This is a genomic window from Streptomyces sp. SCSIO ZS0520, assembly GCF_025643355.1.
In the GTDB taxonomy this organism is placed as follows: domain Bacteria; phylum Actinomycetota; class Actinomycetes; order Streptomycetales; family Streptomycetaceae; genus Streptomyces; species Streptomyces physcomitrii.
Genome location: NZ_CP092644.1, coordinates 6,155,821 through 6,167,881 on the forward strand (window position 1 = coordinate 6,155,821; position 12,061 = coordinate 6,167,881).

Below are 12,061 nucleotides of genomic sequence, written 5' to 3' on the forward strand. Positions count from 1 at the left end.
GCCTAGTAGCCGGACAGATCGTGGGCGAGCAGGCGGGCCAGGGTGTCGACGACCGGCGGGTCGAGGAGCGCGAGATGGTGCCCCGGCAGCGGACGGACCGTCAGCGCGGAGCAGTACGCGTCCCAGCCGAGCGCCTCGTCCCCGCGTTCGTAGCGCGGATCGCGCACGGTGTGCGGGGCGGCCTCGCTCGCCCGGTACAGCAGGGTGCGGCCCGCGTACGGTCCCGGCCGGTGCCGCTCCCCGCTGCGCAGGTCGAGGTAGGAGGTCCGCTGGTGGGCGAGGACCGAGGCGGGCAACTCGACGGCCTGCTCCAGGAGTTTGAGGACCAGGTCGACCTGCCCGGTGTCGTCGAGCCGTGCCAGCTCCTCGTACGGCAGCGGCAGCGGCTCGCCGTACACCTCCTCGACATAGGCGGCGAAGGCGGCGAAGCGTGCGCGGGCCTGGGCGAGGGGGTCGAGGGCGGCGGGCGCCGGGAGCGGGAGCACCGAGTCGAAGAGGACCAGGGCCCCGACGGTGCCGCGGGTGGAGAGCAGCCGGGCGGCCTCCTGGGCGAGCAGCCCGCCGTAGGACCAGCCGCCGAGCAGCCAGGGCCCCTCGGGGCGGACCTCGCGGATCCGGGCGGCGAACTCGACGGCGCGCACCGAGACATCGTCCGCGGCGTACGCGCCGTGCACGCGGTCGCTCCCGACGCCGCTGTACAGGCCGTACTCGTCCTCCCACCGGTCGAAGCCGAACACCGGGCGCACCGTGTCGAGGTGTTCGGCGAGTGGCCCGTAGACATCGGCGAGACCCCCGGCCGCGTGCGCGAGGAAGAGGGGCACCCCGGGGCCGGTACCGGGAAAGGTCCGCAGACGGCCGGGGGTTCCGCGGACCGGACCGGAGGTGGTGCCCGCGGTCATGCGCCGGGGCGCGGGGCGGGCGGGGGACGCGGTGGCGGGCGGTGCGGCGGCCTCGCGCCCCGGCGCGGCTTCGCGCGGGGCGGGCCCGGCCGGTGCCTCGGCGGTCTCCGGGGCGGATGCCTCCGGCGGTGCCGCGGCGGCCTCCCGCGCGGGTGCCTCGGCCGGGGCTCCGGCCTTCTCCTCCACGGCGGATTCGCCCCTCTCGCCTACGGGCGATCCATCCCTCTCCGGTACGGGCGGCGCTTCCCTCTCCCGTACGGGGGCCTCCGCCTCCCGTACGGATGCCTCCGCCCCCAGCAGTTCGGCGACCGCGCGCAGGGTGCCCTGGCGGAGCAGTACCGCGGGCGGGACGCTCACGTCGAACTCCCGCTCCACGGCGGTACGGATGCGGACCGCGGTCAGGGAGTCGAGGCCGAGGTCGGTCAACGGCAGGTCGGCGTCGAGGCGTTCGGGGCCGTAGCCCATCACCGCGGCGACGCAGCGGCGCAGCCGGGGGAGGGTGCCGGACTCCTCGGTGCCGGTGCCGGTGCCGGTGCCGGTGCCGGTGCCGGGCGGGGTGGGCTCCGGGGCGGTCGCCGTGCGGCCCGGCCAGAAAGTGCGGTGGTGCCAACGGGGCGCCGGGACCTCGGAGATGCGGCCGCGCGGGTGCAGGGTCTCGCGCAGCCCGGGCGGGCGGGCGCCGTGCACGAGCAGGGTGGCGAGCGCGGAGCGGAAGGCGAGCGCCTCGTCCGCCTCCCGCCGCAGGGTGCCGAGGACCAGGGCGTCGGCCGCGCCCGCCGCCCGCAGGGTCTCGGTCAGCGGGTGCAACTGGGTCGCGTGCGGGGCGACTTCGAGGAAGACGCGATGCCCGTCCTCGGCCGCCGCGCGCACCGCCTGGGCGAAGCGCACCGGGCGGCGCAGATTCGCGGCCCAGTAGTCGGCGTCGCTCGGTGCCTCGGCACGCGGGTCCTCGGTGACCGTGGAGTAGCGCGGCAACCCGGGTGTGTTCGGGCCGAGTTGTCCGAGAGCGGCGCGGAACTCGCCGAGCAGCGGGTCGACTTCGGCGGAGTGACCGGCCACCGTCACCGGCATCAGCCGGGCGAAGCCGCCCTCCCGGGTGACCCGTTCGACCAGTGCCCGCACCTCGGGCGCGGGACCGGTCACCACCGACTGCGCGGGGGAGGAGTGCACGGCGACCCGCAGTCCGGGGAGTTCGGGGGTGAGCGCCTCGACCGCCTCGCCGGGCCGGTCCACCACCGCCATCGCGCCACCGGACACCGTGGCGAGCAGCCGCGAGCGCACCCCGACCACCCGGGCGCCGTCCCGGAGTTCGAGGGCTCCGGCCACCACCGCCGCGGCGATCTCGCCGAGCGAGTGCCCGAGGACGGCGGCGGGCCGCAGCCCGTACGACTCCCAGAGCCGGGCCAGGGCCACCTGGATGCCGAAGAGGAGGGGCATCACCACGTCGATCGCGGTCAGGTCGGGCGGACCTGACGGACCGTCACCGGTCAGGCAGGCGCGCAGGGAGAGACCTGTCTCGGCGGCGAGCACCGGCTCGATCTCCGCCACGGCGGTGGCGAACGCGGGTTCGGCATCGAGGAGTTGGCGTGCCATGCCGGGCCACTGGGAGCCGTAGCCGGAGAACACCCAGACCGCGCCGGGTCCTTGGGGCTGACCGCCACCGGTGATCAGGTGCGGGTCGGCCCGGCCGCGCGCGTGGCGGTCGAGGGCGGTGGCGATCTCCGCGCGCTCCCGGGCGACGACCGCCACCCGGCGGCGGCCCTTGCCGGTACGGCCCGCGAGGGTACGGGCGAGGTCCTCGGGGCGCACCGCCCGCGCCTCGGATCCGCGCAGCCAGGCGGCGAGTTCGGCCGAGCGGGCGCGCAGCCGGTCCTCGGTGGGCGCGTCGAGCAGGACCACGGCGGGCTGCCGCGGTGCCTTCGGCGGACGCGGACCGCGGGCGGCGGGGCGGTGTTCGCGCAGGACGACATGGGCGTTGGTGCCGCTGAAGCCGAAGGCGGAGACCCCGGCGGTGGCGGTGCCCGCGTAGCGCGGCCAGGGTTCGGCGGCGGTCACCACGCGCAGTCCGAGGGCGGGCAGGTCGGCGTGCGGGCCCGGCTCGGTGAAGTGCAGCTGCGGCGGGATCTCGCCGTGGTGGAGGGCGAGGACGGTCTTGATCAGGCCGGTGATCCCGGCGGCGGCCTCCAGATGGCCGAGGTTGGTCTTGGCCGAGCCGATCAGCAGCGGCTGGTCGGCGCCGCGCCCGCCGCCGGAGCCGAGCACCGCGCCGAGCGCGCCCGCCTCGACGGGGTCCCCGAGCGGGGTGCCGGTGCCGTGCGCCTCGACGTAGTCCACCAGCGCCGGGGCGGGGTGCGCCTCCTGGAGAAGGGCGCGCTGGGCCTCGGCGCTGGGCGCGGTGAGCCCGTTGGAGCGGCCGTCGGAGTTGACCGCGGAGGCCTCGATCACGGCGAGCACCCGGTCGCCCGCGCGCTCGGCGTCGGCCAGCCGTTTCAGGACGAGCACCCCGCAGCCCTCGCCGCGCGCGATGCCGTCCGCGGCGGCGTCGAAGGCCTTGCAGCGCCCGTCCGCGGAGAGCGCGCCCGCTCGTTGCAGGCCCAGCGTGACGGCGGGGGAGAGCAGCAGATTGACGCCCGCGGCGAGCGCGGTGTCGCTCTCCCCCGAGGCGAGGCTGCGCACCGCGTGGTGCACCGCGACCAGCGAGGAGGAGCAGGCGGTGTCCACGGCGAGGGCGGGCCCGCGCAGGTCCAGGGTGTAGGCGAGACGGCCCGCGCTGACGCTCAGCGAGCCGCCGGGCGCGGTCCAGGCGTCCACCGACTCCAGGGCGGCGGTGGTGAGATGGGCGTACTCGTTGCCGCTGATGCCGACGAAGACGCCGGTCCTGCTGCCCGCGAGCGAGTCGGCGGGCAGCGCCGCGTGGTCCAGGGCCTCCCTGCTCACCTCCAGGAGGATGCGCTGCTGCGGGTCCATGGCGGTGGCCTCGTGCGCGCCGATGCCGAAGAACTCCGCGTCGAAGGCGGCGACCTCCTCGATCCCGCCGAGATAGGCCCCGTACCGGCTCAACTCCGCGGGCAGCTCGGCGTCTTGGGGTACGAAGGGTTCCCAGCGGCCCGCGGGCACCTCGCCGACCGCGTCGCCCCCCTCGCCCAGGAACTCCCAGAAGGCGCGCGGCGAACGGATCCCGCCCGGCAACCGGCAGCCGATCCCGATCACGGCGACCGGTGAACTGCCCTCCAGAGGAACGGACTTGGCGCGCCCGACCGCATCGGTACGACCGCCGTGCCCGGCCTCCCCCCGACCGAGGCGAGCGAGGAGGGCACCGAGGGTCGGGGTCTCCCAGAGCAGGGTGGCGGGCAGCCGGTGCCCGACGAGGTCCCCGAGGCGGGCGGTCAGGGCGACCGCGTCCCGCGAGGCCAGGCCGAGTTCGGCGAGCGGCCGGTCGTCGTCGACCTCCGCCGGGTCGATCCCGTGGCGCAGCCGCAGATGATCAGTGAGCGCGGCCCGCAGGGCGGCCCGGTCGGGCGCGCTCGGGAGGGGGGCGGGGCGCTCGCGGGTGTCGTCTGGCCGGGGCAACGGGGCGCGGGCGTGGGGGAGTTGGTCGGACGGGACGGAGTCGTCCGGCGGCTGCATGGCCGCCCGGACCGTGTTGTCCGGTGGTTCCACGGCCCGGACCGTGTCGTCGGGTGGTCCTGCGGTCCAGCCGGAGTCGACCCGTGATGCCGCGCTCCGGGCCGAGTCCTCCGGTGGTCCCGACCTCCGCCTGGACTCGTCGCGCACGCCCGCAGCCCGGCCCGAGTCCTCCGGCGGCTCACCGGCTCGGCCGGAGTCCTCCGGCGGCCCACCAGCCCGGCCCGATTCCTCCGGAGCCCGGCCCGAGTCCCCCGCAGCCCGCTCTGAGTCCTCCGGCGCCCCCGCACCCCACCCGGCGGGCAGCCCCGCGGCGCGCGACCCTGCGGCAGGCACCCCCGCGCCGGGCACCCCCGCGCCAGGCCGCCCCACCCCAGGCCGCCCCGCCCCAACTCCCCCACCGGACACGCCCTCCGCCCCGCTCATCGCCCCGCCTCCACCGCGGCGAAGCCGCCGCTGGTCAGGCGTGCGCGGGAGGCGGCGCGTGCGACCTTGCCGCTGGAGGTGCGGGGGACCGCGCCCGGTGCCACGAGCACCAGGTCCGCGAGGCGTACCCCGTGCCGGGCGGAGACCGCGGCGCGGGCCAGTGCCAGGGCCTCGCGTGCCTCGGCGGGCCCGGGGGCGAGGCCTCTGCGGTGCTCGGCGATCACGACCAGTTCCTCGCCGGTGCCGTCCGCGGCGGGCACGCCGACCGCGGTGAGGCGGTCGCGGCGTACCACCGCGAGGGCCGACTGCACGGTCTCCTCGATGTCCTGCGGATAGTGGTTGCGGCCGTCCACGATGATCAGGTCCTTCAGGCGTCCGGTCACCAGGAGGCGGCCCTCGTACAGGGCGCCGAGGTCCCCGGTGCGCAGCCAGCCGCCCTCCGCGGCCCCTTCGCCGGGGGCGTGCACACCGAAGCAGTCGGCGCTGAGCTGGTCCTTCTTCCAGTAGCCCAGGCCGATATTGGGCCCGCGCAGCTGGATCTCGCCGACCGCGCCGGGGCCGAGGACGGCGCCGGTCGCCGGGTCCGCGACACGGATCTCCTGCCCGGCGGGCGGGCCGCAGACCAGGAGGGCGGTGCGGCCCTCGCCCGGGGCGCCCGGCTCGACGCGGCCCTCGGCGAGCGCCGCCGCCGAGCAGCGCACGGTGTCCGGCGCCCGGTCCGGGGAGTCGCTGGTGACGAAGACGGTGGCCTCGGCGAGACCGTAGGCCGGGCAGAGCGCCTCGGGGGCGAGACCGGCGGGGGCGAAGTGCGCGGCGAAGCGCTCCAGGGTGGTGCCGCGGACCGGTTCGCTGCCGTTCAGCAGGGCGCGTACCCGCTCCAGGCGCAGTTCGTCGACGGTGTCCTCGTCGGTGCGGGCCACGCAGTAGTCGTAGGCGAAGTTCGGTGCCGCGCTGATCGCGCCGGGGTAGCCGCCGAGCAGGCGCAGCCAGCGGGCGGGCTCCTCCAGGAAGGCCACCGGGTCCATCAGGACCGAGGGGAAGCCGCCGGTCACCGGGGCGGCGACGCTGAGCAGCAGGCCCATGTCGTGGAAGAGCGGCAGCCAGCCGACCGTGGTGACCGGCAGGGCCGCCGGGTTGAGGGCGGCGATGCCCTGGCGGGCGTTGGCGAGCACATTGGCGTGGCTGATCAGCACGCCCGCGGGGGTGCGGGTGGAGCCCGAGGTGTACTGGAGGTAGGCGATGTCCTCCGGTGCGGGCGAGGGGAGTCGACCGGTTCCGGGGGTGAGCAGCTCGTCGACCGGGAGCTGGGCCACCTCGGGCAGCCCGTGCTCGGCGGCGAAGGCCGCCACGGTCGGCCCGCCCGCCGAGGTGACGAGCAGGCAGGCGGGCTCGCAGTCGCGCAGCACGCTCGCCAACCGCCCCTCGTGACCCGGCAGTTCGGGGGTGAACAGCGGCACCGCGATCACCCCGGCGTAGAGGCAGCCGAGGAAGGCGCTGACGTAGTCGAGGCCCTGCGGCAGGACGAGGGCGGCGCGTTCGCCCGGCGCGGCCACCCGGAGCAGCCCGTCCGCGACGGCCCGGGCGCGCTCGTCCAGGGCGCGCCAGCTCAGGCTGCGGTGCGTGCCGGGGGCGGTCGGGCCCGGGAAGTCGACGTGGGTGAAGGCGCGTTGGTGGGCACGCGCGGCGGCCCAGTGCCGCAGGTGATCGGTGAGCAGCGGGCCCGTGGGGGGCGAATCGGACGTCATGCCGGCTCCAGCCTGAGGATCGCGGTACGCGGACAACGGCTCCCGGAACGGGGGACGACCAGGTTCCGGCGTATCCGGGCCGGTGGGTTAGACGGTGTGCTGACAGAGCAACGGGCCGCGTTTGTCAGGCCGTTGACAACCGCGGCCGGGACGATCGGCGCTTCGGACAGCAGCCCGCGCACCCCCGCCACCCGGAGAATCCGCCCCCTGACCAGTCGTCCGACCAGTCGTCCCGGCAAGGGAAGGAGGCCCCCGGATGGGCCGTGCCCGGCTGCTCGCGGTGCTGGCGATGGTCGCCGTCGCCGGATTCCTCACCACCCTCGACAACACCGTCATCAATGTGGCCCTGCCCACCGTCCAGCGCGAACTGGGCCTGTCCGTCACGGACTTGGAGTGGGTGGCCACCAGCTATGTGCTCAGCTTCGGCGCCCTGCTGCTCCTCGGCGGGCGGCTCGCCGACCTGCTCGGCCGCCGGAGGGCGCTCGCCGCGGGCCTCGCCGTCTTCACGCTCTCCTCGGCCGCCGCGGCGCTCGCGGGCAGCGGCGCCCAGCTCATCGCCGCCCGCGCGGTGCAGGGCGCGGGCGCCGCCCTGGTCATCCCCGCCTCGCTCGCGGTGGTCGCCGCCGACCTGCCCGCCGGGCGCCGCGCCACCGCCATCGGGCTGTGGACCTCGGCCCTCGCCCTGGCGCTCGCCTCCGGGCCCGCGGTCGGCGGACTGCTCACCCAGCACGGGGACTGGACCTGGGTCTTCCTGCTCAACGTCCCCTTCGGACTGCTCGCCCTGCTCCTGGTCCCCGCGGTGCCGCCGCACGAGCGCCGGGCCCCCTCGCCGCGCGGCCGCCTCGACCTGCCGGGCACCCTGCTCTCCTCGCTCGCCCTGCTGCTGCTCACCTACGGACTCGTCGAGGGCGGCGAACACAGCTTCCGGTCCGCCCCCGTCCCGCTCTGCCTCGGCCTGGCCGCCGCCCTCACCCTCGCCTTCCTCTACGCCGAATCCCGCGCCGCGGCCCCGCTGGTCACCCCGGGGCTGCTGCGCGACCGGGCGCTGAGCGGGGGCGCCGCGGCCCAGATCCTGTGGGGCATCGGCGTCAACGGCGTCTTCTTCTTCACCGCGCTCTACCTCCAGCGCGTCCTCGGCTTCACCCCCACCGGCGCCGGGCTCGCCTTCCTGCCGCTGGCGCTCGCCCTGCTGCTCGCCACCCCCTTCGCCGAGCGGGCCGCCGCCGCGCTCGGCGCGCATGTCTCCATGGCGCTGGGCCTGGCCGCGGTCGCGGCCGGGCTCCTGCTCGTCTCCACCGCCGGGCTCGGCGCCTCCTACGCGGACCTCCAGCCCGGGCTGCTGCTGATCGGCGCGGGCTCGGCGCTCACCACGCCGATGACCGTACGGGCGGTGGCCCAGGTCCCCGCGTCCGACACCGGCACGGCCTCCGGACTGCTCAGCGCCGCCCGGGAGATCTCCGGGGTCCTCGGCGTCGTCCTGGTCGGCGCGGTGCTCGCCCGCCGCGAACGCGCCGCCCTCGGCGCGGGCACCCACCCCGACCGCGCCTTCCTGGACGGCTACCACGCGGGCCTGCGGATCGCCGCCCTGTGCGTGCTGCTCGGCGCGGTGGTCACCTGGTTCGCCTTCCGCCGCCGGGGCCGGCACCGGCGGCCCGCCCGCCGCGTCCTCGCCGGGGCCCGACCCTCCGTTCCGTACAAGAGCGGCGGTCCGAACACCCGCCCTACGTCCCGTAGATGAGCATTCGCGCCTTTCCTCCCCGGGCTGTCTTGTGCCGGGCGCACAGTCCTCGCCGCCAGTCCTGTGGGCGGATGACTAGGAAGGCGTGTTACTTGTCCGTAACTTGGCTGGGGCCGACGCGGTGACCCGTCCCGCACCCCCTTCTCCAGCCGAGGGAGCGACGATGTGCCCGATCCGTTCGCACCCGCGCGCCGTGCCGACGCAGCGCGCGCCACAACCGGCCGCCACCCCCTTCCGGGTCCTGGCCTCCGGCCTCGACGAACTGCTGCGCCCGCACCTGCCCGGCATCACCGAGGAGATCGTGCGGGCCATCAGGACCGAGATCCCCGAGTACGCCCGCCCCATGAACGACACCTATATGCATGTCGTGCACCGGGGCGTGGAGACCGCGCTGCAGGGCTTCATCGCCCGCATCGTCCAGTCCGACACCGACTGGGAGTCCGTGAAGGCCACCTACCAGCGCATCGGCAAGGGCGAGGCCGAGGAGGGGCGCAGCCTCGACTCCTTCCAGTCCGCGCTGCGCCTGGGCGCCCGCGTCACCTGGCGGCGGGTCAACGCCCTCGTCGAGGCCGACTCGGTGCCGCAGCCCGTGCTCGCCGCCTTCGGCGAGGCCCTGCTGCTGCACCTGGACGAGATGGCCGCCGCCACCACCGCCGGATACACCGAGGCCCGGCTGCACGCCGCGGGCGAACTCCAGCTGCGCCGCAGCCGCCTCATCGACCTCCTGGTCGCCGATCCGCCGGTCGCCGCCGAGGCCATCGGCGACCTCGCGCACGCCGCCCAGTGGCAACTGCCGCGCGAGATCGCGGTGGTGGTCACCGACCACGCCTCCACCCCGGAGTCCGTACGGCCCATCGTGCCGCGGGAGTTCCTCGCCCGCTTCGACGAACTCCCCGGCCGCATCGTGGTCCCCGACCCCGAGGGCCCCGGGCGCGCGCGGGCCATCGCCGCCGCCCTGCAGGGCATGACCGCGGCGGTCGGGCCCACCGTCCCGCTCGCCGAGGGCGCCCGCTCGCTGCGCTGGGCCGTCGACGCCCTCGAACTCGCCCGGCGCGGCATCCTGCCGCACGGCGGACTCGTCCGCTGCACGGACCATCTGGCGACCCTGCTGCTCTTCCGCGACGAGTCCCTGATCGACGCCCTGTCCGCGCGCCACCTCACCCCCCTGGAGGAGGTGCGCCCGCCGCAGCGCGAACGGCTCGCCGAGACCCTGCTCTGCTGGCTGCAGAGCGGCCACAACGCCAGCGAGGTCGCCGCCCGCCTCGCCGTCCACCCGCAGACCGTCCGCTACCGGCTCCGCCAGCTCGACGAGGTCTTCGGACCCCGGCTGCACGACGCCCAGGCCCAGTTCGAGATGCAACTCGCCCTGCAGGCACGGAGTCTGCGGCCGGCGGGGGAGCGGGGCACGCCGAAGTGAGCGGCGGGGGCGCGGAGTTCGCCTCCGGGCCGGGTTCCTGAGATCGCTCGGGCTCGGGTTCTGAGGCCGCTCGGGGTCGGGTTCCTGAGACGCTCCGGCCCGGGTTCCTGAGACCGCTCGGGCTCGGGTTGCGGAGATGGCTCGGGCCCGGCTCGCCAACCCCCGCCGCTCATCGGCCGGTTGGAGCACCGGCGGAACCGCTCACCCCGCGGGTTCCACCGCCGGGCAGTGCGTCCCCGGTGCCGGGGTCTCGCGGGTGAGCAGATAGCGGTCGACGGCCCGGCGGGCGCAGGGGCTGCTGGTGTAGGTGCCGTGGCCCCAGCCCTCGTAGCCGAGGAGTATCCCGCGCCCGCCGAGCTGCCGGGTCACCGAGGCGGCCCAGTCGTAGCCGGTGGCCGGATCGTGGCGGGAGTTGGTGAGCAGGATCGGCGCACCCGGCGGCACCCGCAGCCGGTGCTGCGGATTGGCGACCGGCGAGGGACCGCCCAGGCAGGCCGAGACCGACATCAGCGCACGCGGGTACCGCATGTCCGGCGCGACCTCCGCCACCCGGCGCAACTGGGCGGCGTAGGCGGGGTAGTCGGCGGTCGGCAGGTCCCAGTCCTGGCAGAACACCTCGAAGGGGTTGGGCGCCACTTCGGCACCTGCCGTGTCCTTCCCCTTCCCCTTCCCCTTGCTCTTCTCTTTCCTCTTCTCCTGCCGTTCGTCCGCTCGCGCCCGCGGTGCCTCGCCCGTCTGGGCTCGCGGCGGACCGCCCGCCTGCCGCACGTCCCCGGTCCCGTCCAGGGCGGCCAGCGTCTTCGCCAGCTCCGCCCACTGCGGGTCGTAGAACCGCTTCATCGCGAGCACGCTCACCTCGAAGGCGGACAGCGCCCGCGCCGGGTCCTCGGGGTCGGGCAGCTTCCCGGCCTCGGCGCGGGCGAGCAGCCTGCCCCAGACCTCCGGTACGTCCCGGCCGTGCAGCGCGCAGCTCTCCGTACGGTCGCACCAGGCCGCGAACTCCTCGAAGGAGTCCTGCACCGTGGCGGCCTGGCTGCGCAGGAAGTCCCCGGTGCCCACGCTGTGGTCCACGACGCTCTCCAGGACCATGGCCCGCACCCGCCCCGGATACCGCTCCGCGTACTGCTCGCCGAGCAGGGTGCCGTACGAACTGCCGTGGAAGGTCAGCGCCCGCTCCCCGAGCGCGGCCCGCACCGCGTCCAGGTCCTTGACCATGCTGAGCGTGTCCACATGGTCGAAGAGCGGGCCGGTGCGGCGGCGGCAGTCCTCGCGCAGGACGCGGTTGTAGCGCACCGTCTCCGCGAACGCGGCCTCGCTCCCGATCAGCGGCGAGGGCTGCCGGGCGAGGAGTTCCGCGGAGCAGACCACCGGATTGCTGCGCCCCACCCCGCGCGGATCGAAACTGACCACGTCGAAGCGGTCCCGCAGCGTCTCGCTGAAGCGGCTCATCCCGGTACGGATCCGCTCCACCCCCGAGTCGCCGGGTCCACCGGGGCCGAAGACCAGGGAGCCCGCCCGTTGCCCGGGGGAGCCCGCGGTACGCCGGGCCAGGTGCAGATCGAAGGAGGCGCCGCCGGGTTCCGCCCAGTCCACCGGGACGCGCAGGGTCCCGCACTCGGCGCCGGGCTCGCTCCCGTCCTCGCCCGGGCCGCCGTCGCCCCGACCGGCCTCGCTGGCGCCGCTGCCCTTGCCCTTGCCGTCGCCTTCGCCGTCGCTTTCGCAGGGCCGCCAGTCGATGGTGTGCGCCGCCCCGGCGGGCCCGGCGGGAACGGCCCCGGCGCGCTGGGCGGTGTCCGCGGCGCCGCTTCCCTCCGCCGGTGCGCCCACGGCGAGCCCGGTTCCGGCGAGGGCGAGCACCAGGGCCGCCGCCGCGCCCCGGCCGAACAGCGGGCCTCTGCCGCGCGGGTGCCACCGGGCGTACCGCTCCCCGGCGCTTTGCTGATGGGCTGTCACGATGCTTGCCTCCAGGGCTTGTTGAAGGCCTCCATCCCAGCCGCCCGCACCGCGCGGGACATCCGGGAAGGCCCGGAGGCAGCCCTGGAGCGGCACCCGCAGACGCCTTAGGTACGCAACCCGCGCGGATCGGATGCGGACCCCGGGCCGCCTGGGGGTCGTCACCTACGGGACGGCGCCCGGCCCCGGCCGGGCGCGCGCCACGTCCCGCACTCGTAGCGGACCGGCGGCCGTTCGCCCTCGCCGTTCCCGTACCGGA

5 protein-coding genes are annotated in these 12,061 nt (G+C 76.1%); 2 read left to right on the forward strand and 3 right to left on the reverse strand.

The window, feature by feature from the left end; genetic code table 11:
• Positions 1 to 2: 2 nt before the first annotated feature.
• Both MID12_RS24740 and MID12_RS24745 read right to left on the reverse strand, forming a co-directional pair.
• On the reverse strand, positions 3 to 4,559 hold the full coding sequence (locus MID12_RS24740) for a type I polyketide synthase (protein WP_263170825.1): 4,557 nt from the start codon (positions 4,557 to 4,559) through the stop codon (positions 3 to 5).
• Between the two features lie 386 nt (positions 4,560 to 4,945).
• Entirely contained in the window at positions 4,946 to 6,694 is a 1,749-nt protein-coding gene (locus tag MID12_RS24745; protein ID WP_263170826.1) for a fatty acyl-AMP ligase, read from the reverse strand.
• Between the two features lie 256 nt (positions 6,695 to 6,950).
• Between MID12_RS24745 and MID12_RS24750 the strand changes: the two genes are divergently transcribed.
• Positions 6,951 to 8,432 (forward strand): MFS transporter, encoded by a 1,482-nt coding sequence (locus tag MID12_RS24750; RefSeq protein WP_263170827.1) that lies wholly within the window; start codon positions 6,951 to 6,953, stop codon positions 8,430 to 8,432.
• A 163-nt stretch (positions 8,433 to 8,595) separates the two neighbouring features.
• Positions 8,596 to 9,849 (forward strand): PucR family transcriptional regulator, encoded by a 1,254-nt coding sequence (locus tag MID12_RS24755; RefSeq protein ID WP_263170828.1) that lies wholly within the window; start codon positions 8,596 to 8,598, stop codon positions 9,847 to 9,849.
• A 201-nt stretch (positions 9,850 to 10,050) separates the two neighbouring features.
• Here MID12_RS24755 and MID12_RS24760 read toward each other — a convergent pair whose 3' ends face one another.
• Positions 10,051 to 11,802, reverse strand: a complete 1,752-nt coding sequence (locus MID12_RS24760; RefSeq protein WP_263170830.1) for an alpha/beta hydrolase — start codon at positions 11,800 to 11,802, stop codon at positions 10,051 to 10,053.
• Positions 11,803 to 12,061: the final 259 nt, after the last annotated feature.